This window comes from Curtobacterium sp. Csp1 (genome assembly GCF_013347185.1).
In genome coordinates this window covers 1,072,765-1,096,751 of the sequence record NZ_CP054594.1, presented here as the reverse complement: position 1 = coordinate 1,096,751, position 23,987 = coordinate 1,072,765, and the positions used below count along the sequence as shown (strand labels likewise).

Below are 23,987 nucleotides of genomic sequence, written 5' to 3'. Positions count from 1 at the left end.
CGGCCAGCGCACCGAAACGGAACCACCATGAGCACCACCACCCCCACGATCGCATCTGACGCTGCGGCGAAGTTCGCGCTGAACCCCGTGGGCCGCGTCGCCGCGGCGTACGACCGCATCGATGACGTCGACCGTCCGGAGATCTGGATCACGCTCCGCACCCGCGACGACGCCCTCGCTCACGCGCAGGCCGTCCAGGAGCGCCTCGACCGGGACGGCCAGGCAGCGGTACCGCTTGCTGGCGTCGTCATCGCGGTGAAGGACAACATCGATGTCGCCGGGCTCCCCACCACCTGCGCTGCTCCCTGGACCAGCGTCGTCCCGGACGTCAGCGCCACCGCGGTCGCCCGGCTCGAGGACGCCGGCGCGATCGTGATCGGGAAAACCAACCTGGACCAGTTCGCCACCGGGTTGGTTGGCACCCGAAGCCCGTATGGTGCTGTCCGGAACGCGATCAACCCGGACCTCGTCTCCGGCGGTTCCAGCTCCGGATCCGCCGTCGCCACCGCGCTCGGCATCGTCGACGCAGCCCTCGGCACCGACACCGCCGGCTCCGGCCGTGTCCCCGCCGCATTCAACCGGCTCGTCGGCATCAAGCCCACCCTCGGGCTCATCCCCGCCCGAGGGATGACTCCCGCAGCACCTTCCTACGACACCGTCACCGTGTTCGCGCCCACGCTCGCTACTGCGGAACAGCTCGCCGCCACCATGGCCGGCGTCGACCCACACGATCCGACCAGCCGCGCATGGGATCCCGCCGCTCCCGCGGCAGCTTCCCCGACACCGCGCCTCGCTGTGCCGCAGGAACAGAACCTCACACCGTTGAGCCCCGCTTGGCGCGCCAGCTACAACCACACGCTCGACGCGCTCCGCGCGGCTGGTGCGGAACTGGTTGCAACGGACATCACTCCGCTGTTGGACGCCGCGAAGCTGCTTTACGACGGAGCACTCGTCGCCGAACGCACCTACGCCATCGGGCACCACCTCGAGGACGCCGACCCGGCACAAGCGGACCCGAGCGTGACCGGAATCGTCCGCGGCGGCGACACCAAGAGTGCCGTCGACCTCATCACCGACCAGCAGACCCTCCGAGAAGCGGCACTTATCGCGAGGACGATGCTCGCCGACGTCGATGCGCTCCTGCTGCCCACAGCGCCCGGACACCCCAGCATCGCCGACGTGCAAGCCGACCCCATCGCCGTGAACTCGTGGGTCGGCACCTACACCAACTTCGTCAACCTCCTCGACCTCGCGGCCCTCGCAGTCCCCGGCGTCGAAGCCGACGGCACCCCCTTCGGTGTGACGTTCGTCGGGCCCGCGTTCTCCGACGCAGCCCTCGCGGATCTTGCCGACCGGCTGCTGCTGCACGAGAACCGAAGTGCGACCGAGTGGGCGCCGCCGACCATCGACGTCGCCGTGTTCGGCGCGCACATGACCGGCCAACCCCTCAACCGGCAGCTCACCGACCTCGGCGCCGTCCACGTCGGCGCAGCAGTCACCGCCCCCACCTACCGGCTGTATGCGCTTGCGACGACGCCAGCGAAGCCCGGCTTGGTTCGCGTCACCGACGCTGACGCCGGCGCCGCCATCACCGGCGAACGCTGGTCGATTGCCGCCGCGAACGTCGGAGCGTTCCTGACCCAGCTCGCCGCGCCGATGACCATCGGCGTCGTTGAACTTGAGACCGGTGACGGCATCCTCGGGTTCCTCTGCGAACCCGCCGCTGTTGCTGGCGCACCCGACATCACCGACACCGGCTCTTGGACGACCTACCTCGCCGAGCAATGACATGTGCGGCCGAAGAGCGCGGCGGCCGCATGAGGGCGTCCGGCAGCCGGCCCATCATTGAAATGTTGCTTCGAGCCTGATTCGACACGAGACTGAGCCAGCTGCTGGACGCCCTGACAACACGCCCGATTGACGACCGAGCGCTGGCGCCTAGGACCGGTTCTGCCGCGGAGTGCCGCCGCTGGCAGAGGCGGCAGCGGTCTCGTCGTCAGACCGCGCTGGCGTTGCCGAGCGTGCGTCGAACGCTTCGCATACCCAGTCGAGGGCGCTCTTCTCGGCTTCTTGCTGATCGTGTGAGTGCATAGTCATACCGTCCGCGGCCCTAGCTGGATGGTCTCTTGGTTACCGCGCTGGTTGTGCGCGGAGTTCTTCCTCGAGCGGGGCGAGGAAGTCGCGGGACAGTTCGGTGAGCGCGGTGCCTGCTTGCTCGGGTGTGCCGGCGGTGAAGGGCGGTTCGGGTGCGTACTCGGCTCCGAGGACGGCGAAGCGCGCGAGTGTGTCGCCGCAGAGGTAGGACACGAGTCGGATCGCGAGGTCCATGCCGGCGGTGACGCCGGCGGCGGTGAGGCGGTTGCCGTCTTCGACGACGCGCTCGTTGACCTCGGTGGCGCCGTATCCGGGGAGGAGGTGCCGGACGGACCAGTGCGAGGTCGCACGGCGGCCGTCGAGGAGTCCGGCTGCTGCGAGGGCGATCGATCCGGAGCAGACGCTGGTGACGTACTCGGCATCATCGCTGAGCCGTCGAAGATCAGCGACGGCGCGGGTGTCGCGGAGGAGGATTCCGGTGTCGCCGCCGGGGACGAGGAGCACCGCGAGCGGCGTCTGGACCGCGGCGAGGGTGACGGTGGGGACGAGGGGCGCGCCGCTGCCGCTGGGCACCGGGTCGAGGGTGTCGCTGGTGGTGGCGAGGTGCACGGTCGCGCCGGTGCCTGCGAGGAAGTGGAACGGCCCGACGACGTCGAGGAGCTCGAACCCCGGGTGGAGGACGATGACGATTGCCTTGTCGGTGGCGAAGCGGACGTCGGGGAGCGCTGCGAGGGAGTGGTGCGCGGCGATCGACCGGTCGATCGCGGCCTGCTTCACCGGGTCGTCGGAAGCGGTGAACAAGGTGCTGGCGCTATCGGCGGGCATGCTCGTGTGCCCGGGCAGGTCGAGTGCGTCGGATTCTGGGGCGTCGTGCATGGTCGGTGCTCCTTAACGTGTGATCTGGTGGCGGAGACGTGTCACTTGTCGGCGTAGACGAGCTGCAGCCGCCCGGTGAGGGGGTTGGTGAGGGTGTCGGCGCGGACGCCGAACACCTGATGCAGCAGCGGCGGCGTGAATACCTCGCTGGGCGTTCCGGCTGCGACGACTCGGCCTCGTTCGAGCATGACGATCTCGTCGCAGTACGCCGCTGCGAGGTTGAGGTCGTGCAACGTCACCAGGGTCGTGATCTGCAGGTTCCGGACGAGGCCGAGCAGCTGCAGCTGGTGGCGAATGTCGAGGTGGTTCGTCGGCTCGTCGAGGACCAGGATCTGCGGCTCCTGCGCCAAGGCACGTGCAAGCTGCACGCGTTGGCGTTCGCCGCCGGAGAGGGTGCTGACGTCGCGGTCCGCGAACCCGGTCACGCCGGCTGCTGCCATGGCCTTGTCGACCGCGTCCCGGTCCTCGGCGTGCCCGCCGCCGAGGAGACGGTTGTGGGGGAGGCGGCCGGTGGCGACGCAGTCGGCGACGGTGAGCTCGAGGTCGGCGGGACTGTCCTGGACGACTGCCGCGGTGACCCGTGCAGCGTCCCGTGCGGGCATCGCCCACACATCGTCGCCGGCGGCACGCACCTGCCCGTCCGCGGGCTGGAGCATCCGGTACACGGTGCGCAGGAGCGTGGATTTGCCGCTGCCGTTGGGCCCGACGAGACCGACGACGTTGCCGCTCGCGCGGAGGGTGACCTGGTCGATGATGCGTGCGCCGGCGAGATTGACGCTGACGCCGTCGATATGCAGCGCGGCGGGCGCGGGCGCGGTCATCGTTCGATCCGTCCGGATCGGCGGAGGAGGAAGAGGAAGAAGGGGGCGCCGACGACTGCGGTGAGGAGCCCTACGGGCACTTCCGTGGGTGCGAGGACGAGGCGGGCGCCGATGTCGACGACGACGAGGAGGAGCCCGCCGGCGACAGCTGAGGCGGGCAGCACCCACCGGTGGTCGGAGCCGATGATCATCCGCACGGCGTGGGGGACGACGAGGCCGACGAAGCCGATCGCCCCGCTGACGGCGACGACGACGCCGACGAGGAGCGACGTGATGACGAACAGGACCAGGCGGATCCGGCCGACGTCGACGCCGAGGCTGGCAGCGGTCTCGTCGCCGGTGAGAAACGCATTAAGGATCGGCGCCATCACCACCAGCGTCACCGTCGACGCGACGACGACGAGGGTCGGGACACCGAGGTCGCTCCACGTCGCGGCGGCGAGGCTCCCGGCAAGCCACGACAGCACCTGACCGACGCCCTGGTTCGTGCCGCTGGAGCGGAGCACGAGGTAGCTCGTGATCGAGCTGAGCAGGTACGACAGCGCGACGCCAGCGAGGACGAGCCGGTTCGGAGTGACCCGGCCGCCCTGCTGCGCGAGGACGAACACCAGCACGGTCGTGATGAACGCACCGACGAACGCCGCGACCGGCGTCGACACCGCAGCGACCGCACCGGTGGAGAGGGTCAGCGCGGCGACTGCGGCTACCGACGCACCGGAGGAGACCCCGAACACGAACGGGTCCGCGAGGGGGTTCCGGACGACGGCTTGGAGCACGGCGCCGGCGACGGCGAGGGCGGCGCCGACGACGAAGCCGAGGAGTGCCCGGGGGAGCCGGAACACCCACACGATCTGATCGTCCAACCCGCCGGTACCCGGCCCGGTCCAGGGCAGCAGGTGCGCGCGGATGACGTCGAGGACGGTCAGCGGTGCAATCCCGACGCTGCCGACGGCGACGGAGAGCACCACCGCGACCACCGACGCGACCAGGAGCACCCCGACGAGCAGCCGCGGACGACGGACGGACCGTGCACGCGGTACCCGGGATGCCACGCCCTGGGTCATGAGGTGGGGACCGGGAGGTCCAGGCCGGGGTGGATGGCGTTGGCGATCTTCGTCAGCCCGACCATGACGGAGATGGATGAGTCGGTCTCCTGCGTCGGGACCTCGCTGATCCGGCCGGCCTTCACAGCGGGCAGGTCGGGGAAGTTCTTCTCCAGGAACGCCTTCTGCGTGGCGAAGTCCTGCCCCGGGAACGTGCCGACGAGGATCACGTCCGCGTTGGAGGCGGCGAAGGCTTCCTTGCTGACGTACACGGAGTCCTTCGCGAAGACGTTCTTCCCGCCGGCGGTGCCGATTAGGTCGTCGTAGATCCCGCCCGCGAGGACGATCACGTGGCCGGTTCCACCGTTGAAGTACGCGGTCTTGACCGTCTGCTTCCCCTTGACCGCGTCGACGACCTTCTGCTCCTCGGCGTTGAGACGGCTGATGACCTGGTCGGCTTTCTTCGACGCGTCGAAGATGGTGCCGTAGTCGCGGAGGGTGGTCTTCACCGAGTCGATGTTCCACGTCTTCGTCGACTGGGAGTCGGTCGACTTGCAGAGGTTTGCGCCGTAGACGGTCGCGCCGGTCTGCTCGAGCTGCTCCACGGAGGTGTAGCCCTGCTTGGTGTCGAACGCGAACCCGTCGAGGACCTGTCCGGTGACGAAGTCGGGCCGCTCACTGAGGAGCACTTCCTTGGATGGGAACCCCATGCTGCTGCCGATCTCCTTGAGCCCCTCCGCCTGCTTCGCGACCGAGTCCGGGTACGGCGCGTACGCGCCCTGCACGGCGACGATCCGGTCCCGCAACCCGAGTGCGAGAAGCGCTTCGGTGTTCGACTGCCACAGGCTCACCACCCGCTTCGGCTCCGAGTCCACGGTGAGCTTCCGACCGCAGTTCTCCACCGTGACCAGGTACCCGGACGACGCGTTCCCGCTCGAGGAGGTGGACGCTGTCGGGGTGCTCGTGCCGGCGCAAGCGGTGGCGAGGAGCAGGAGCGCAGCAGCGGCTCCGGAAGCGGCGGTGAGACGTCGGACGGTCGGGCGCATGCAGCGCTCCTTCGGGCTGGTAATGGTGTCGCCGGCAGGTTGCCAGCAGTGAGGTGGACTACTTGCTGGGTGCAGCAGGCGTGCGCGGGGCGGCGGACCGGCTGGTGATGAGGACGTCGATGACGACGAACGCGAGGAGGGTGACGCCGAGCGCGGGCAGGAACGCACCGATGACGATCGCGCCGACCGCGACGAGCCCGGACCCCCACCACGGCGCCCGTGTCAGCGCACCAGCAGATGGAGCTTTCCCGACGCGCTTGCCGGTGGGGCGGCGCTTCCACCACATGACGTAGCCGAAGACGACCATGGCGGCGATCCCGAGCGCGGTGACGAACAGCAGGATCTGGTTCGGCAGCCCCCACATGGTGCCCATGTGGGTGTCGATGCCCCACCGGGTGAGCTTGGCGGGGATGGAGAAGGTGTCGAAGTTCGTCTCGGACACCACGCTCATGTCCCGCGGGTCGATCGCGACGGAGTTCACCGCGGTCGGGTAGGACCGCTTGATCTCCGCGACCGTCCACGCCTGGTCCGCGGTCGCCGGCGGGGTGATCTGCAGCTGTGAAGAGTGGATGTTCGCGCCCTTCGCCTTCGCCAGGACCTCGTCGAACAGCGCCGGGGTGACGGTCGCCGGTTCCGCGTCGGTCGCTGCGGCGCTGCCGCTCTGGTGGGCGGCGTGCTCGCCGCTAGCAGCTGCCGTGTCGGTGCCGGTGAGGGTGGTGGTCAGGGCGGGGGTGCCCCAGTTGAGGGCGTTGCGGAGCTGGTCGACGTTGCCGCCGCCGTACTGGGACCAGGTGATTCCGGTCGCGGACAGGAACAGTGCGCCGAGGAGCAGCCACACCCCGGTGGAGGCGTGCCAGGAGAAGACCCGGCGGTAGCCGCGGACGCCGCGTGCGGGGCGGACCATGTCGCGCTTGGCGCGCATCTTCCGGATCCGGATCACCCACAGGCCGAGCCCTGCGAGAGCGACGACGCCGAGCCAGGACGCGGCGGTCTCGGAGTAGAGCCGGCCGATGTCGCCGAGGAACAGGGATCGGTGGAACGTGTCGACCCAGGTGCGGAACGGCAATGACCCGGAGGTGCCGTAGACGAGGAGGTCGCCGCGGACCTCGGCAGTGCCGGGGTCGATGAAGATCGCGCGGTTCTGCGAGTCCATCAGCCCCGCTTCGGCGTACATCACCCGGGTCGTGGCGCCCTTCTCGGATGCCGGTCGGACGGCGGCGAGGGTGTCCTCGGGGTGGTGCGTGCTCACGTAGGCCTGCGCGGCGTCGATCTGGTCCGCGAGCGGCTTCGCGGCCGCGGTCGACGGTGTGGTGAGCTCGTGCCGGTACATCCCCTGCTCGATCGTCGGGCCCAGCGCGTAGACGGCGCCGGAGAGCGCGGCGATGAGGATGAACGGTCCGATGAAGAGCCCGGCGTAGAAGTGCAGGCGCAGCAGGAACTGCCCGAACCAGCCACGCTGCGTGTTCCGCGGCGGACGCACGGACGGCGGCAGGCCAGTCTCGGCTGCGGGGGCGGTGGTGAAACGGTTGTCGGTGGCGGTCATGGCTCTTCTTGGTCCTCAGCTCGTGGGGATGAACGCGAGCGCCATGCCGGCACTCATCAGCAGTAGCAGCACGCCGTCCAGGCGTGCCAGGGGGTGTTGTCGAACGCGGGCGGACGCGATCAGCCGCACCAGCATCCAGATGGTCGCGGCCGCGAACAGAGCGACGAGAATCCACGAGATCGGCGTCCACCCGGTCCAGGAGCCGTGCATGCTGTGCCCGCCGGAGCTCATGTCCATCTCCGGCATTGACATCGCCGCCCCGCCGGCCATCGGCAGCATCATCACACCCATGACGACCATCGCCGCCATCATCAGCACGTGGTAGCCCAGCACCAGCCGGCCGGACCCACCGGGACCGTGGTGCTCGTGGCTTCCGTAGCGGCTGCTGCCGAGGGTGAGGACGAGGTAGAACAGCGTCGCAACGGCGAACACGATGATCTGCAGCGTCGGCGGTGCGAACGTCATCCCCCAGGACCACGGCATCGCCAGCATCGCGATGCTCATCAGCACGTGGAGGACATCGCTGACCCGCGATACGCCGGTGCTCCCGTGACGGAACGCGAAGCCGAGGTACCCGAGCGCCGTCACGGTGAACAGCACCGTGAGGAGCACGGACAGCGGCAGGCTGTGTGACACGGAGGGGAACCTCTCATCAAAGCAGGGCAGGCGGCGTCACTCTACAAGTTGTAGAAGCAGGTTTCTACTTTATGTAGAATCGGCGCATGGTCGACACGGTCGGAACGCGCTGATGAGTCCGCGCCGGGCACACGGATCCCTCGAGGCGAGCGTCCTGCAGCTGCTCTGGGCGCAGGATGCTCCGCAGACCGGCCGGCAGATCCGTGACGCTCTCGCCGAAGACGGCGACCCGCTGGCATCCACAACCGTGCTGACAGTCCTCGCCCGGCTCGAGAAGAAAGGCCTCGTCGAGCGGGACCCGGCATCCAAGGCCTACCAGCCGACGCGGGCGGACCCGGCCCGGACGGCGGACTCGATGACAGAAGTCCTCGGCAGGTCCAGCGACCGCTCGGCGGTGCTGCAACGCTTCACCGGCGCGCTCGGCGCGGACGACCTTCAAGTCCTGCGCGCCGCCCTCAGTGGCGCTGGCATGAGCGGCACAGGGGTCGACCGCGCGGAAGCGTGATGGGAAAATCGGTGGCGTGATCACCGTTCTCGCCCTCGTGGTGGTCGCGGTTGTGGTCACCCTGCTTGCGCCAGCGGTCCTCACCCGCGGCACCTGGTGGCTACACCGTCCGCAGCTCGCCCTCCGCCTCTGGTTGAGTGCGTTGATCATCGCCGCGACCTCGTTGCTGCTGAGCGTCGGCATCGCCGCCGTCATCGTCGCAACGAACACGCACAGTCATGGTGTCGGCGCTCCCGCGGCAGGGCTTTTCGCCTGGTGCGGCCTCGGCGTCGCTGGCGGTATCGCCGCGCTCCTCGCCGCGAACGCGGAACCGATCTCTGCCGCGAAGCGACGCACTGACGTCGCTGTGTCGCTCCTCGTCGCCCGCTCGACCGCCCGCACCGAACACATCGGCGGGCAGGAGGTTGCCTACCTGCAGACGGCGGACCCGATTGCCTGCTCCACCGCTGATGGCCGCGTGTTGATTTCCACCGGCGTCGAGGACGCAATGCCCCGCGCGTGTGTTCGCGCCGTGATTGAGCATGAACGTGCGCACGTGCGCGGCCGCCACGGTCTCATCGCCCGGGTCGCAGCGCTGAACGCTGCCGCGTTCCCACGGCTGCGAACGGCGCGGGAGTTCCGCAAGACGGTGGCACTGCTGATCGAACTCGTCGCCGACGACACGGCCGCCCGCGTCTGCGGGCCCGCAACCGTCTGCAACGCGCTGACTCTGATGGACCGCATCGACCCGAACCCCGGCCTTGCGCTCCGCGCCGCGCGGCTCGCCGCATCGCCGGTGAAGAGCTGGCCGCACCGCCGCCACCTCGCACCGGTCCTCCGGTCCCGCTGAACGCGTTGCACGGCCGGGACTCGCATCCTTTTCTACGTTTTGTAGAATGACCGGTATGGAACGCTTCGAGTACCACGTCGTCGGGATGACCTGCGAGCACTGCGAACGCCGCGTCGCCGGCGAACTCGAAGCGATCGCCGGAGTCGAAGCGGTCACCGCTGACGCTTCTACCGGTCTCGTCGTCGTCACCGCGCAGACGCAACCGGACGCTGCCGCGGTCGCCGAAGCCGTCGACGAGGCAGGCTACGAGCTCGCCAGTGCCTGACCATCCGGCCACGCTCCTGCAGCCGAGTCAGAACGTCGCAGTGCGGCGTTCAGTCTCGGTGACGCGCGTCCTGCCGTGGATAGGGGCTGTCGTCGCGGTCGTGATCGTGGTGGTGGCCGTGGATCTGCTCGGTTCCTCGTCGTACGATCGGCTGAGCCGCGGCTACCCCGGCATGCTCACCTCGATGCTGAGTGCCCTGCTGCGTCTGACCGCGGACGTCACGGGCGGCCTCACCGTCGGAGGGCTCTTCGCGGTCGCGTTCCTCACGCCGCGCCGTTCCCGCACGCTCATCGACAACCACCGCGACCTCCGCCTGGTCCGCCCCGCAGCCACCGCGTGGCTGATCGCCGCGGTCCTGCTGGTTCCGGTCGACGCCGCCGATGCCGGCGGGGTGCCGCTGTCGAAGCTCCTCACCCCGGGCGCGATCGGCTACCTCGTGCAGGCGAGCTACCTCCCCGGGGCGTGGATCGTCGTGGCCTGCATCGGGGTGACGATCCTCGTCGCCGCGTACCTCGTCCGCAGCTGGGTCAGCACCCTGCTCCTCACCGGCATCGGAGCAGTCGGCCTCCTCGCACCAGTCCTGGCGACGCAGGTCCTCGTCGGCCCGAACCACGACTTCGGCGGCGACGCCGCCATGTTCGCCACCCCCGCGCTCGGCATCTGGATCGGCGCGACCGCCGCTCTCACCCGCCGCTGGCAGTCGAACCGGCCCGGAACGACGACGATCCGCCGACACCGGATCCTCGCCGTTTCCGCGTGGATCACCTGGACCGCGGGATCGGTGGTCGTCGCCGCCGTCGAACTCGCCGGAACCGCGTTCTGGGCGGCGCCGACCGGGATCCTGTTCGCCGTGCAGCTGCTGCTCGTTGCCCTGGTCGCCGGGCCGATCCTGCTCCGCCGCACCTGGTTCACCACCCGCGCCGCACCCGCCGTGCTTGTGACGGTGCTGATCGTCGCGGTGGGGATCGGCGTCGTGATGGCGCGGATTCCGCCGCCGGTGTACTTCGTCCCAACCGACGGGCAGCAGCTCTTCCTCGGCTACCAGGTCAACACACCCCTCACGCCGATCACGCTGTGGACCGCGGGACGGGTGAACATCCTCTTCCTCGTCATCGCCGTGGCCGGCATCGCCGCCTACGCGGCCGCCGTCATCCGGCTTCGTTGGCGCGGCGACCACTGGTCGAACGGTCGCACCAGCGCGTGGATGCTCGGCTCGGTCTCGGTGATCATCACCACCTCCTCCGGAGTCGGCCCGTACTCGTCGGCGTCGTTCGCGGTGCACATGGGGCTGCACATGAGCCTCAACATGCTCGGCCCGCTGCTGCTCGTCCTCGGCGGCCCCGTCACCCTGTTCCTCCGCGCCACCACCGCCCATCGCCGCGACGCCTTCGCCGGCCCCCACGAGTGGCTCGTGGCACTGACACAGTCGAAGCTGCTGCGGTTCACCTACAACCCGATGTACGTCCTCGCCGTCTTCGTCGGGTCCTACTACGTCATCTACCTCACCCCGTTCTTCGGCTGGGCGATGCGGTACCACTGGGCGCATCAGGCGATGACGCTGCACTACCTCGCCATCGGGTACGTCTTCTATGCCCTCATCATCGGTGTCGACGCCCCACCCCGACCCCTGCCGCACATCGGCAAGCTCGGCCTCGTCCTCGCCGCGATGCCGTTCCACGCGTTCTTCGGTGTCGTCGTGATGACCAGCGACACGCTCCTCGCCGGTACGTACTTCCAGTACCTCGACGTCCCGTGGATCGGCAGCCTCGCCCACGACCAGTACGTTGCGGGCGGCGTCGCCTGGGCCGCCGGCGAGCTGCCGCTCATCGTCGTCGTCATCGCGCTCGTCACCCAGTGGGCGAAGCAAGACACTCGGCAGGCCAAGCGCATCGACCGGCATGCAGACCGGGGCCTTGACGACGACTACGAGCAGTACAACGCCATGCTCAACAAGCTCACCACCCGCGACACCGCTGCCGCGCAGCCGACCGATTCGAACGCTTCGACCGTGCCCGCGCGGGCGATCGATCATGAGGGCGCCGACGACCGGCCGACGCTGACCGTCACTGACCACCGGGAGCAGCCGTGACCACTACCACCCCGTCCCGACCCGACCAGCAGACCGAGCAACGGCTCGAGCTCGACATCGGCGGGATGACCTGCTCCGCCTGCGCCAACGCCATCGAACGCAGACTCAACAAACTCGACGGCATCACCGCCTCCGTGAACTTCGCCACCGAACGCGCCACCGTCGCAGGCCTGGGCCCCGACGACGCCGCCACTGCGATCGCGCAGGTCGAACGCGCCGGCTACACCGCAGCCGTCCACACCCCGGGCGACGACGCCTGGTCCGCCCGAGCCGCAGAAACCCGAACCACGACCCTCCGGCGTCGCCTCGCCGTCGCGGCGCTGCTGACGATCCCGCTGTGCGACATCACGATCATCCTCGCCCTCGTCCCCGCCTGGCGGTTCCCCGGCTGGCAGGCGCTGTGCGTCCTCCTGGCCGTCCCGATCGTCACCTGGGCAGCATGGCCGTTCCACAAGGCCACTCTCCGGGGCCTGCGGCACCGCAGCACCAGTATGGACACCCTCGTCTCCCTCGGCGCCGTCGTGTCCTTCGGCTGGGCGCTCTGGACCCTCCTCGTCGACCCTGCCACCGAACCCGGGTACTGGCTCGGGTTCGGGAAGACCCCCGCCGGTGCGGACTCGATCTACCTCGACGTCGCCGCCGGCATGGTCACCTTCCAACTCGCCGGCCGCTACTTCGAGAGCCGCAGCCGCCGCCGCGCCGCCGACGTCCTCGAAGCCATCGGCGACCTCGGCGTCACCGAAGCGCAACTCCTCACCGACGGAGAAGAACGCACCGTCCCGCTCAGCGCGGTCCGGGTGAAGGACCTCGTCGTCGTCCGACCCGGCGGCCGCATCCCCGTCGACGGCACCGTCACCGACGGCACCGCGACCCTCGACGTCTCCGCGATGACCGGTGAGTCCGTGCCGGTCGAAGCTACCGCCGGCACTGCTGTCGTCGGTGGCACCCTGGTGCAGGGCGGACGGCTGATCGTCCGCGCCGACGCCGTCGGCACCCGTACCCGCCTCGCGCAGATGGCCGCCGTCGCCGACGACGCCCAACGCCGCAAGGCCGCCGTGCAGCGCACCGTCGACCGCGTCACGAGCGTGTTCGTGCCCGTCGTGATCGGCATCGCGGTCCTCGTTGCCGCGGGATGGCTGATCAGCGGCGCGGAAGCCGGGATCGCGATTGCGAACGGCGTCGCCGTTCTCATCATCGCCTGCCCGTGCGCGCTCGGCCTTGCGACCCCGACGGCGCTCATGGTCGGTGTCGGCCGCGGCGGCCAGCTGGGCGTCCTCATCAAGGGCCCCGACGCCCTCGAGGCCAGCGGCCGCATCGACACGGTCGTCCTCGACAAGACTGGCACCCTCACTACCGGCCGGATGACCCTTACCGCGATTGACACGTTCGCCACCGATGCTGACACGGCGCTCTCATTCGCAGGTGCCCTCGAAGTAGCATCGGAGCACCCCATCGCCCGCGCGATCGCCACAGCCGCGAGCACCCGGTTCGGCTCCCTTGAGTCCGTCGCTGACTTCACCGCGCACGCCGGGCTTGGAGCCGCCGGGACGATCGACGGACGCCCGTGCAGCATCGGCCGGGCCGAGCTCCTCGAGCAAGCCGGCGTCACGGTCGACGCCCGAGTCGCCGACGTCGTCGCGGAACAAGAGGCATCGGGTGCCACCGTCGTGCTGCTCGCCGTCGACGGGACCGTGGCAGCCGTCCTCACCGTCCAGGACACTCTGCGCCCCGGGGCGATCGAGGCCGTCACACAGCTGCGCGCCCTCGGCCTCCGCACCGTCCTACTCTCCGGTGACTCCGAGACCACCGCCGCCGCCGTCGGTCGTCAGGTCGGCGTCGACGAGGTCATCGCCCGCGTCCTCCCCGACGAGAAAGCCGAACGCATCGCCCAGCTCCAGGCAGCCGGGCACCACGTTGCGATGGTCGGCGACGGCGTCAACGACTCGGCCGCACTCGCCACCGCAACGCTCGGCGTGGCCGTCGTGCAGGGCACCGACATCGCCATGAAGGCCGCCGACGTCATCATCGTCCGCGAGGACCTCCGCGCCGTCGTCGATGCCGTGCAACTCTCCCGCGCGACCCTCCGCACCATCCGGCTCAACCTCGTCTGGGCGTTCGGCTACAACATCGCCGCCATCCCACTCGCCGCAGCAGGGCTGCTCAACCCGCTCATCGCCGCCGCCGCTATGGCGCTGTCCTCAACCCTGGTGGTCTCGAACAGCCTTCGGCTCCGATCGTTCGGGCGGTCGTAGCTCGCCACCTCAGGGATGGCGCGGCGTCGGTGCCACAACTGGTGCCTCAGGGGCGGAACAGCTTGCGGAACCGCGGCGGGAGCGCCAGCCCGGCCGGCGGCTGCCATCGGAGCGCCGGAACGTTGCCGCGATCGGCTGCGAAGGTGAGCGCTCCGAAGTGCATCATCAAGGCTGCGTCGAGGGCCATGTTTGTCACGGCCGGGTTCACGGTGAACCGAGCTGCGACGACAGGAGAGACGCCGTCGTCGTCTAGCCGTTCCACGGTGGAAAGCATGAGGCTGCGTGACGCCGACGGATGAGTGAGCCCGCTCACGAGCTGCCAGGTACCACGCGCGAGACTGCCTTTCACCCCTGTCGCCGCTGCAGCCTCTCGGATCAACGGGCCAGTTCCGGGGTAGGACTGCTGAAACAGAGACTCCGGGAGACCGTTCTGTGTCGCAACCTCTCGAAGCTGCTTCTTCCGCGCGCGGATCTCGTGCCGGTTGCGCTTCAAGTTCTTGACCTTCGTCCGATGCTCGTCCGTGGTGTCGTCCGGGTCATCTGCCAGTGCAGCGACCGCCGCGGCGTCGTCGTAGTTCACTTCGGACCAGCGACAGATCAGAGAGCGCCGACGGCGTAGTTCAACATCTGCAGGGGCGAGCAGCCACACCGCCTGCGCGGCTGACTCCAGAGCGGTACGCAGCATGGAGTAGTGCGCCGCCATCGGATACTGCAGTCCACCAGTGTCGGGATTGGTCAGCAGCATCCGAGTTGACCGGAGCGCATCAAGGGAGAGCGAGAGTGCATGGCCGAGCAGGTGGGATGTGTGAAACGGGGCCAAGGCCTCGTCATCGGCAGCGAGTGCTGAGCCGGGCGCGGCGAGGTTGTGGTGCATCCGGTCGCCGAACTGCGCTTCAATCGCGCTCACCAATTCGAGCTGCCACTGCGTGCGCTCGTGCGCCTCGGCCTCGTTTGCTTCCGATCTCACGCTTCGACTATGCCGGTGGCCGACGACATCCCTTGATGCAAGGCAGAACGGGTGCCCGTCAGCCGGCCGCTATCCGGACACCCCCTCGCCCTCGATGGAGGGCGCCGAGCACCCTGGAAACGCTTGGGTCCTGCATGTGACTGCTCACGCTGATCTGCGCGGTTCTGATCACGCTCTCTTGCCTCACTCACCCGCGGGTGATGCTGCGCGGAGGTAGGCGTACACCGTCTCTCGGCTGACGCCGTACTCCTTTGCCAGTACCGTCTTCGGTACTCCGGTGCCGGCGCGGTAGATCAGCTCCGCGATCTGCACCGCACCAAGCGATCGCGCCCGGCCGCGATACACGCCACGCTGCTTCGCCAACGCGATGCCCTCGCGTTGGCGTTCGCGGATCAGTTCGCGTTCGAACTCCGCAAACGCACCCATCATGTTCAGCAGCAGGTTCGCCATCGCGCTGTCTTCACCGGTGAAGGTCAGCTGCTCCTTGACGAATTCGACGCGAACCTTCTTCTCCGTCAGCCGGCGCACGACCCGGCGGAGGTCTTCAAGGTTCCGGGCGAGCCGGTCCATGGAGTGCACCAGCACGGTGTCCCCGTCGCGGACGAACCCGATCATCGCGTCGAGCTGCGGCCGGTCGACGTCCTTCCCGGATGCCTTGTCCTCGAACACCCGATCCAGCGCGACGCCGTCGAGCTGCCGCACAGTGCTCTGATCCAATGTGCTCACCCGCACGTACCCGACCCTCTGACCCGACACGGTGCCTCCAACCCACATCTGTCAGGTTAGAGTCTATGAGCCTCGCACGCCTCTGTCAGAGAAGGCCGAATTGGACCCTAGTCGGACGCGCGTCGACCGCTCATGTTGACGTCTAGTTGGGGTGTACCTCAGGTGGGCGATGTCGAAGGCGACGCTGCGTCTTGAGAACCTGCACCATTGAGGTTGACGGTGACGCTTTCACACAGGCGCCCGTCGGCAAAACGATGAACCCAGTGCACCAGTCCTGCGTCGGCGCGGTATGCAATGTCGAGGCGTTCTCCCCCCTCCACGAGGGCGAGAGCGCGAGTCAACGTAGCCATCACCTCCGGGTTGGTGTATGTCGCCGTGGTGAATTCATCTGCACCCACTTGTACGGAAGTGGGCTCGTCGATGTCGGCGAGGAGTGGCCGAACGTCCAGATAGGTACTCACGGCGGATACTTCGTGCCCGTCGAGCTCGATCGTCTCCGAGTCGTACGAGGTGACGAAGACCGATCCGACGACGCGCACGATGTGCCAATCGTCACGATCCCCAGAGCTGGTCGCGGCGATGACGTTGCGGTTTCCGTCAAGAGCGACGGTCCATGTTCCTTCCCGAGGTGCACTACCGGATGGCTCTGCTCCAGGAATCGGGTAGAGGGTCCCAGGGTGACCTTCCACCCGATCCCAGAAAGCAGCGTTGCTGAGCAGCTGGTCCCGCCAGAACCGCATTTCGACCGTTGTGGCGGTGTCGTTGGATGACATGACGCTGCTCCTGTGACGTGCTTCTAACTGCAGGTGATGGTGTTGACGTTGCCCGTCACGTTGCCGTAAGTACGGTTCTTGACCTTGAGGTTCCATGCAACCGGTCGGAAGTGTGCGCTACCTCGGCACTTCGCGTACGTGTGCGCGACGTGATACGCGCCCGCGGTGTACGCCCCACCGTTCGCCGCGACATCCTCGCAGTCGAAGTCGGGACTGCTGCAGGTTCGGTTGACTCGTTCGTTTAGGCCGCGAGTGCGACCTGTGAGTTGATGATCGTCTCGTACTCGATCGGGGTCAACTTCCCCAGACCACGTTGGCGTCGTTTCCGGTGGTAGGTCGCCTCGATCCAGGTGATGATCGCGAGCCGGAGCTCGTCGCGGGTCGCCCAACGCTTCCGGTTGAGGACGTTCTTCTGCAGGAGCGCGAAGAACGATTCCATCGCCGCGTTGTCCGCGCACGCCCCGACCCGACCCATCGATCCAAGCAGCCCGGCATCGACCAAGGCGCGGATGAACTTCTTCGACCGGAACTGACTGCCCCGGTCCGAGTGCACGACCGTCCCGACAGGTCTTCGGCGGTGCACTGCCATCTGCAGAGCCGCGACGGCGAGGGAGGACCGCATCCGATCACCGATCGAGTACCCCACAATCCGCCGCGAGCAGGCGTCCTTTACCGCGCAGAGGTAGAGCTTGCCCTCGCCGGTCGGGTGCTCGGTGATGTCCGCCAGCCACAGCCGGTCCAGATCCGGTGCCGTGAACGCCCGACGGACCCGGTCGTCATGAACCGGTGGCCCGGCCTTGCGGTGCAGGCCCCGCTTCTTCGCGTGCAACGACCACAGCCGCTGCTGCGAGCACAACCGCCACACCCGCCGTTCCGATGCTCGGTGGCCGGCCGCATGAAGGTCGTCCGCGATGAACCGGTACCCGAACGTCGGGTCGTCGCGGTGCGCGTCGATTGCAGCGTCAGTCAGGTGCGCATCGTCCCAGTCGCGCTGCGAGATCGGATCGGCTCGCCACCGATAGAACGCTTGCTTCGAAAAGCCCAACACCCGGCAAGCCACCGCGACCGGGATCCGATCGTCGGCGAGTTCGAGGACCAGCGGGTAGATCATTTTGGGAGCTGAGACTGAGCGAAATACGCGGCCGCCCGGCGGAGGATCTCGTTCTCCTACTCCAGCAGCCGGATCTGTTTCTGCGCTTCCCGAAGCTCGGCTTGCTCGACCGCTGTCACGGACGGGGAGGCTGCGGCACCGGTGCCGTCGTCGCGGTCGGCGAGCCGCAACCAGCGGGCCAGACAGGACTCGGACACACCGAAGTCCTTCGCGACCTGCCGCACCGACGTCTCGCCCTTCCGGGCGACCGCGATCACATCACGGCGGAACTCTTCCGGATACGCCTTCACCATGGCGCACATCCTTCCAGCAGGAGCCAATGCCCCTACCTGTCAGGAGTCAACCAAACCTGCAGCAGTCCCATCGCATTCAAGGAGACATCAGACCGCCGCATTAGCCAAGCTACCGACAGGGGCTCACATGGCGTACTTGCGCAAGGCGTATGTGAATGGGCACCACGGCGAATGAGGCGCACGTCCAGGAGCACCGTTTTCGAGACGAGCAGCTTTTCAGCGATAGGTGAACCGTCCGGTCGCGCCCGTCAGAGCCGCGCGAGCCTCTCGTGGAGTGACGTCGCCGAGGGCGACCCGCTGTCGCAGCGCGAAGAGGTCTCGGGTGTCGATGAAGCAGCCATGGTGATGCTCTGCGAAGGCATCAATGTCATCCTCGCGAGACCCCAGGGCGCGCTCGCGTTGCGCCGGGTCCTCGTTCCGCCAGGCGTTGGCGACGAGCCAAAGCGCGTTCGGCGCCACTCCATGCTCAGTTCCATATCCGATTGCCGCTGCTGTGACTTGCTGCAAATCGTTGGATTTTGCAGCACCGCGATACCCCTTCACCTCCACCAGCGCAGTCCAACCGTCGTGACTAACCCGCAAATCTTCGCGCTTTTTACCCTTTCGTTCAGGCAGCGCGTCCACGTCAACCACCTCGAACCCGAGGAACTGCAAGGCGCCCGCGACAGCACTGACGAGGCTGTCGCCATCATCCGTCAGTAACATGCGCCAGCTCACCCCGAGGGATTCGGCTGCTAGCAACTCTGCTTCAAGCCCCTTTCGGCGGTCCGCGACCTCAGCGAGTCTCTGCTCCTCAGCTTCGTCAGCTTCGCGCAACGTCTGTCGCGCGGCAAGTTCCCCTAGCGAGGACCATCGGGCCGCTCGATGCCACTCTGCATCCAGCGGGAACGTCTCCGCGGCCGATCTTCGCCACCAGCCAAGCGCGAAGCGCACCCAGTCCACCAATCGCGCCCGCGCCGACTGCGGTAGCCACAGTGTGGAGGACGGCCGCCACTCCTCAGGCTGCGACTCGACCAGCGCGGCCAGAATCAACGGGTATTCCAACTGTTCCGTAAGCAGCGGTCTCACTTGAAGGCTCGAGGCGCCAGCGAGTCGGAGGCCTCGGTAGCTCCGAGCCTCCGTGTCAGGTCGGCACGACGCCTCCACCAACGACACGACACCTTCGTCTCGGGCGAACTGACCCACTGCGAAGTCGCGCGCGGGCTTCGGCTGCACCACCACCTGCGTCCGCGGCTCTGCCGAAGAATGAAGCGCTGGGGCGGCGGTACGCAGAGGCGTCGATTCGGGCGGGGCGGGAGCGAAAATCAAACGGCAAGGGAATTCCCAAGCGCGGTCCAGGGCTCCCTCGCCCGAGATCAGGACATCGTGCTCTTCGGTGTGAACCTCGCTCACTGACTGAATCACGCGCACGCTCCCGACGAGCGGCCGAATGGAATCAACCTCGTCCGTGGACAGACCTAAAGCCAGCACACGAGGCACCGGCGCTCCAACGCGATCATCACTCACACGGGCATCATCGCAGCAGCTCGCACTACTGTCACATGTCTCAATAGCCGATTGGCTATCGGACATTGCAGGCACCGGCGAGCACGGTCAGCGCCGGGAGCGCGCGGGCGACCGCTTCGTCCGACGACCGGCGGAGGTCCACCGGCTAGACGCCCAGATCGGCGGGGAGCCGACTGCGAGGGTGCCCGTCATGCCGGAGCGGTCAACGCTCCCGCCGCACCAAGAGCTCCGGATGCGCGAGCACTTCGAGGAGAGCGAGCCACGCGAGGTCGGTGATCCGTGGGTCGAGTGCTCCGGTGTGGGCTGCGAGTAGGGCCCTTGTGCGTGCGGTTGGGGTCTTGTCCATTCCGTGTTGGCTGTTGCGGAGGGCGGCCAACCATTCTCGTGCCGCGGTCGCCAGCGGCACGAAGACGTCGCTGCCGTTCTTGTCGGGCAGCATGACGCCTCCGTCGCGGAGCCGTGACGGTATGAAGAACCCGTCCTGCACGTTGCGGAGCGCTTGCACTGCGGCGCGGGCACGCGGCAGGAGCACGGGTTGCACGTCCACCGGAAGCACCGCTTCGAGGTCAGCAAGCGCAGCTTCCATCTTCGAGAGGGTGGTCGCTCGGTCCCGTGTGAGCGTGCGATTGAGGCCGGCGAGTGAGTCGAGCGTGTGGAAGAGCGCGAGCCGCCGAGCGTGCCCGTCCCGGGAAGATCCGATGACCTGGACGGAGCGGCACAGTTGCTCGAAGGTAAGTAGTCGCTCGATTGCGGACGGCGGGTGGTACTGCCCGTGGACGACGTAGTTCGCTGGCTGCGTGAGGTGCGAGAAGACCAGGTCGAGCCGATCCACCCACCACCGGAGAGCTGCTTTGAACGCCGTGTGCGGGATGTCCCGTACGTCCTGCAACGGCTCGATCTGCGCTGACCGCTCTGACAGCGCGAGAAGGTCCAGGTCGAGCAGCGGGCGAGACTCTACGGCCTTTCCAAAGGTGAACACGAGCACACCGCCCAGCCTGGGCGCGGTTGTCGCCCAGACATGCGGACTGAGGCTCGTGACCAGCGGTTCGAGGTAAGCACCGAGCCCGACGTTGATGTCCTCCATGAGCTTCAACGAGGACGTGAACGTGTCGCCCTCCGCAGTGGGCTCCGGTGGCCGGTCGCCGACGTTGAGCATCGCGCGCGCGACGCCGTACCGTCGGCCGAGACGCTCCGTGGACTCCACGAGATACATCGCTGCGTGGGGGAAGACCACCTCACGAAGTCCAGCGGTCGCTCCAGCAAGGACAGCAGGGAGGTCCTTCGCTTCCTCCGTCCCGACCACTAGGGCCCGGAACCCCGCAAGCGCTTGCACCGCCTCTGTCGGATGGCGTTCGAGAAGCGTCTGCTGCAAGCGGACTGCCCTTTCCCATGAGCCCGGTGCCGGTCCGATCGCGTCGTACTTCGACAGACGCTCGACCACGCGCCGATAGCCACGTTCGTCCGAAGGGTCGTTTTCCAGCCCTAAGCGCGACCACCGGACCAGGTTCGGCTTCGATCCGGCGACACTTTCCTCGTTTCGCCCCACGAAGTCGTCGCCGTCGCGGACGAGTTCCCAGCCAACGAACGCGCCCATGTCATCGGGCACGCCGCCGAGGAACCAGCTCGCGACATGGATAGACACGGGATCCGCGACCAGCCGGTGGAGGTCCTGAACGAACCGTTCGCTTTCAGGAATCGCTGTCACTGATCCGCCCCTTTTGCAAGAACAACCCCTCCCTGCTGCCAAGTCTTCCGGGCAGCGTAGCCGTAGGCACGGACAAGTCGGCCGCGCAGGCTACGATCACGCCTGTGCCCCGTACTCCGCGGAAACGCCCGAATGAACTGACGACGGGCTGGCCGTCGGTCGGGTCGTCTACACCTGCTGGTGAGGCGGCACGCCTGTTCGCCATCGGTCTGCGGGATGCGCTCGGGGCGCAGTCGGTGCGTGCGCTTGGCCGCAAATCCGGTGTTGCCCCCGGCACGATCCGGGGCATCATCGAGGGGCGAACATGGCCTGACCTGGAGACGATCGCGAAGCTCGAGACGACGCTCAGTGCTCCACTCTTCCCGACGTCGGTTCCCGATGGGATTCGGTACCGGGCTCGTTCAGGCAGCGGCGCCTGGTCGGAGCCCGGCTAACCTGCTGTCACGACGCGGAGCTGAGGGAGACCGAGCGAGACCGTAGAAGTGCGGTTCTCCGCGGCGTCCATCTGCCGCAGTTTGTCCTCAGCGCCGATGAGGGTGACTTGCAGGAGCCCGATCTCACCCTTCCAACCGTGTCGCTTCGCGGTCGCGAGGTCAGCCTCGATCGACTTCTTCTTCCGGAGTAGCCGCTTCTTGCGCGCAGGGTTGACTCGGAGCATCGGGCACCGGAGGCACGCGTGCTCATGCTCGCAGGAGGTGCCGAATGCTCTGCCGCAAGATCCCAATTCGAGTTCACGCTCGCCGAAGTCCCGGATGAACGCATCCCACTCGGCGTCGGTCGGTTGTCGGTACTCCTCGCGGGGGCGCTCAGCTCGACGCCGTTCAATGTAGAGCCGATGTTGGGTGAAGACGTCCTCGTCGTAGACCGCGGTGTATCCCAGAGTGGTGTCGAGTGAATCGTGGCCGGCGATCTTCGCTGCGATGTGCACGGGGAGTCCGGACTGCACAATGTCCGTCAGGTACATCCGACGAAAGTCATGCGGCTGGAACCGGATTGGCTTGCCAGTGAGGTCGACGATGCCAGCGAGGTCGGTTGCAATCTCGATCTGCTTCTTGATCCACCCTCTCTTGATGGGTTGCCGCTCTCCGAGGTAATCACGTTGCATCAAGAGCGGCAGGGGCGGGATCGTCACCCGCTCGTGGTAGTCCCACCGATTCAGTAGTGGAACCCGGCCGTCCTCGTCACGGACTCGGTCGAGCACATCTGAGAGGACGTCGGCGAGGTCCGGCGAGATCAGCATCACCCGCTCCTTGTCCGTCTTCGATGGCGCAATCTGAAGCAGGGGTAGGAGTTCTCCGGTCGTCGGCATCTTGAACTGCGAAAGGCTCGTGTGGGTGAGCTCCTCGAGCTCTTCGACGCGGAGCCCGGTCTCCTTGAGGATGCCGACGATAGCCCACTGCCAGAAGGTGATGTCTTCCCAGTGAGACGCATCGAACACCTCACCGGTGTCGTGGCGCTGAACAAGCAGGCCCTTCCCCGTGCTGTGCGCTTGGCGCCCCACAACGGCCGCACCGCGACGACGAACAACGCGGACGCAGGGCACTCCGAGGACGGAGAACTCCTCGTCCACCCCTGCGGTTGAAACCAGGCGGAGCGCTTCGGCGTACCACCCTCGCTGTGTTTCGACCGACTCCGCCAGGGTCTGCAGGTGCGGGAGACGCTCCCGAGTCCGAGCATGGCTACGGGCCTGCTGCTGCTTCATCGTCTTCGCATGCGGGCGCATGTCATCTGAGGTGATGATGTTCTTCGCTGCAAACTGAGCGAATCGTTCGGGTGCTTCGTGTGCCCAGTCGGCGATATCCCAGTAGAAGGCGCGGACTGCCGTGTAGATGCCGGCAACTGATGCGCGCAGCTGTCCTGCTCGCCGATCGGGTGCCTGGATGTACCGCGCTCGCTCCTTCCACTCCGTGACGACCTCAACATTGAGTCGGAGATCGTCGATGGTCGGGTCTATCTCCTGTACGACGCACCAGAAGTTCTTCACAAGCGTCGTGACGAGACCGTTCGTCGTCGAGTAGTTCAGTCCCGAGGCGCGTTGACGGATGTAGAGAACAAGCAGATCCCGGATCTTTCCGGGCTTGATGCCGGTGCGGTCGACTAACTGAGCAATCTCGAGCGGTCCGACCCGGTGGCGGTTGGCCCAGCTCTTACCGTTGTCGGGGAGGAATTGCGCCCAGGTGAGTGCGTCGTATGTGGCGCCTGGTGGGGGCGCTTGCAAGATGCGCGCCCCGACGTTGTACGCCTCTTCCACGTCGTCGAAGGTGACATCGCGCAGGCGCTGATGACCGGTGTGAACCAGGATCCTTCCCAGTTGTGGATAAGCCCACTTCCGGACTTTGTCGGGGTTCTTCGAGCGCCGATGGATGGCGGCGTCCAGCTCAGCCAGCCCATCGGGGTCACGGAGGGAGAAGATGACTTGCGCCGTCTGGTTGAGCGACCCGATGTGCGTGAATAGGAACTCGTACGACGGTCGGACCAGGTCGAGCGCGAAGACGTATGCGAGTCCGGCTGCAGCGATCTGATGTTCGGCAAGTCGCGGGCTATCGCGTCTCTTGAGGGCCGCCAGCCGCTCGAACGGTTCGAGAGCGTCCTCAAGCTTCGACTGCTCCCACCGTTCCTGCCACGTTGCCCCCTCGAACTGCAGGAGGACGTCCAGCGCCTCTTTGAGCCTCAATCGGTGCGTCCGGCTCTGGGCGCCTGCACCGACCCCGGTGTTGAAGTCTGGGGAAGCGAACGCGGCGGTGGCTTCGTCGAGGGTGAGACTGGTTCTTGGCCACGGATGAAGAGATGTGCGCACCGGAACGACGATCTCCAGTGGTGCCTCGTCAGGTACTGGCGTGGTACCCGTGAGGTTGCGCTTTTCCCGGTACGGCCTCAGGCGTTCGTCTTCGATGACGGCGTCCAAGG

At 67.4% G+C, this 23,987-nt stretch carries 19 protein-coding genes and 1 pseudogene; 7 read left to right on the top strand and 13 right to left on the bottom strand.

Going from position 1 to position 23,987, the window contains the following annotated elements; translation table 11 throughout:
- The first annotated feature begins 27 nt into the window (after positions 1-27).
- Positions 28-1,788 (top strand): allophanate hydrolase, encoded by a 1,761-nt coding sequence (gene atzF / locus HUN58_RS05400; protein ID WP_208745432.1) that lies wholly within the window; start codon positions 28-30, stop codon positions 1,786-1,788.
- Positions 1,789-2,130: 342 nt separating this feature from the next.
- On the opposite strand, the gene HUN58_RS05395 is transcribed toward atzF, so the two are convergent.
- From HUN58_RS05395 to HUN58_RS05370, 6 genes are read right to left on the bottom strand one after another with little or no spacing between them, the layout of a single operon-like run.
- A complete protein-coding gene (locus tag HUN58_RS05395; protein ID WP_208745431.1) occupies positions 2,131-2,970 on the bottom strand; it encodes a DJ-1/PfpI family protein in 840 nt (279 codons plus the stop codon).
- A gap of 41 nt (positions 2,971-3,011) precedes the next feature.
- On the bottom strand, positions 3,012-3,791 hold the full coding sequence (locus tag HUN58_RS05390; RefSeq protein ID WP_208745430.1) for an ABC transporter ATP-binding protein: 780 nt from the start codon (positions 3,789-3,791) through the stop codon (positions 3,012-3,014).
- Complete coding sequence (locus tag HUN58_RS05385; protein WP_217488579.1) at positions 3,788-4,843, bottom strand: iron ABC transporter permease; 1,056 nt, start codon at positions 4,841-4,843, stop codon at positions 3,788-3,790. Before HUN58_RS05385 ends, HUN58_RS05390 begins: the two co-directional genes overlap by 4 nt.
- 8 nt (positions 4,844-4,851) lie before the next feature.
- Positions 4,852-5,880 carry an ABC transporter substrate-binding protein gene (locus tag HUN58_RS05380; protein WP_208745428.1) on the bottom strand — a complete coding sequence of 343 codons (1,029 nt, stop codon included), beginning with the start codon at positions 5,878-5,880 and terminating at the stop codon, positions 4,852-4,854.
- A gap of 58 nt (positions 5,881-5,938) precedes the next feature.
- Positions 5,939-7,423 carry a PepSY domain-containing protein gene (locus tag HUN58_RS05375; RefSeq protein ID WP_208745427.1) on the bottom strand — a complete coding sequence of 495 codons (1,485 nt, stop codon included), beginning with the start codon at positions 7,421-7,423 and terminating at the stop codon, positions 5,939-5,941.
- A gap of 15 nt (positions 7,424-7,438) precedes the next feature.
- Entirely contained in the window at positions 7,439-8,035 is a 597-nt protein-coding gene (locus HUN58_RS05370; RefSeq protein WP_208745426.1) for a DUF5134 domain-containing protein, read from the bottom strand.
- Between the two features lie 136 nt (positions 8,036-8,171).
- On the opposite strand from HUN58_RS05370, the gene HUN58_RS05365 reads away from it, so the two are divergent.
- The 5 genes from HUN58_RS05365 to HUN58_RS05345 are packed head-to-tail and all read left to right on the top strand — an operon-like array spanning position 8,172 to position 13,999.
- Complete coding sequence (locus HUN58_RS05365; RefSeq protein WP_208745425.1) at positions 8,172-8,564, top strand: BlaI/MecI/CopY family transcriptional regulator; 393 nt, start codon at positions 8,172-8,174, stop codon at positions 8,562-8,564.
- A 16-nt stretch (positions 8,565-8,580) separates the two neighbouring features.
- Positions 8,581-9,393: a hypothetical protein gene (locus HUN58_RS05360; protein ID WP_208745424.1), complete on the top strand. Its 813-nt coding sequence runs from the start codon at positions 8,581-8,583 to the stop codon at positions 9,391-9,393.
- 55 nt (positions 9,394-9,448) lie between these two features.
- Positions 9,449-9,658: a heavy-metal-associated domain-containing protein gene (locus HUN58_RS05355; protein ID WP_180224631.1), complete on the top strand. Its 210-nt coding sequence runs from the start codon at positions 9,449-9,451 to the stop codon at positions 9,656-9,658.
- A 58-nt stretch (positions 9,659-9,716) separates the two neighbouring features.
- Positions 9,717-11,747: a cytochrome c oxidase assembly protein gene (locus tag HUN58_RS05350; protein ID WP_208745423.1), complete on the top strand. Its 2,031-nt coding sequence runs from the start codon at positions 9,717-9,719 to the stop codon at positions 11,745-11,747.
- On the top strand, positions 11,744-13,999 hold the full coding sequence (locus HUN58_RS05345) for a cation-translocating P-type ATPase (protein ID WP_180224629.1): 2,256 nt from the start codon (positions 11,744-11,746) through the stop codon (positions 13,997-13,999). The genes HUN58_RS05350 and HUN58_RS05345 overlap by 4 nt, the downstream gene beginning before the upstream one ends.
- Positions 14,000-14,045: 46 nt before the next feature.
- Here HUN58_RS05345 and HUN58_RS05340 read toward each other — a convergent pair whose 3' ends face one another.
- From HUN58_RS05340 to HUN58_RS05315, 6 genes and pseudogenes are all read right to left on the bottom strand, one after another.
- The gene (locus tag HUN58_RS05340) at positions 14,046-14,966 is read right to left on the bottom strand and encodes a hypothetical protein (protein WP_180224628.1); all 921 of its coding nucleotides are present in this window, start codon (positions 14,964-14,966) and stop codon (positions 14,046-14,048) included.
- A gap of 183 nt (positions 14,967-15,149) precedes the next feature.
- Entirely contained in the window at positions 15,150-15,722 is a 573-nt protein-coding gene (locus tag HUN58_RS05335) for a recombinase family protein (protein ID WP_114849219.1), read from the bottom strand.
- Between the two features lie 128 nt (positions 15,723-15,850).
- Complete coding sequence (locus HUN58_RS05330; protein ID WP_180224627.1) at positions 15,851-16,465, bottom strand: hypothetical protein; 615 nt, start codon at positions 16,463-16,465, stop codon at positions 15,851-15,853.
- 241 nt (positions 16,466-16,706) lie between these two features.
- Positions 16,707-17,869, bottom strand: a pseudogene (locus HUN58_RS05325) (IS3 family transposase).
- Between the two features lie 216 nt (positions 17,870-18,085).
- The gene (locus HUN58_RS05320) at positions 18,086-19,375 is read right to left on the bottom strand and encodes a hypothetical protein (protein WP_180224626.1); all 1,290 of its coding nucleotides are present in this window, start codon (positions 19,373-19,375) and stop codon (positions 18,086-18,088) included.
- Between the two features lie 202 nt (positions 19,376-19,577).
- Positions 19,578-21,080, bottom strand: a complete 1,503-nt coding sequence (locus HUN58_RS05315; protein WP_180224625.1) for a hypothetical protein — start codon at positions 21,078-21,080, stop codon at positions 19,578-19,580.
- Positions 21,081-21,184: 104 nt separating this feature from the next.
- On the opposite strand from HUN58_RS05315, the gene HUN58_RS21010 reads away from it, so the two are divergent.
- Positions 21,185-21,514 carry a helix-turn-helix transcriptional regulator gene (locus tag HUN58_RS21010; RefSeq protein ID WP_217488578.1) on the top strand — a complete coding sequence of 110 codons (330 nt, stop codon included), beginning with the start codon at positions 21,185-21,187 and terminating at the stop codon, positions 21,512-21,514.
- On the opposite strand, the gene HUN58_RS05305 is transcribed toward HUN58_RS21010, so the two are convergent.
- Positions 21,511-23,985: a site-specific integrase gene (locus HUN58_RS05305; protein WP_180224624.1), complete on the bottom strand. Its 2,475-nt coding sequence runs from the start codon at positions 23,983-23,985 to the stop codon at positions 21,511-21,513. The genes HUN58_RS21010 and HUN58_RS05305 overlap by 4 nt on opposite strands.
- Positions 23,986-23,987 lie beyond the last annotated feature (2 nt).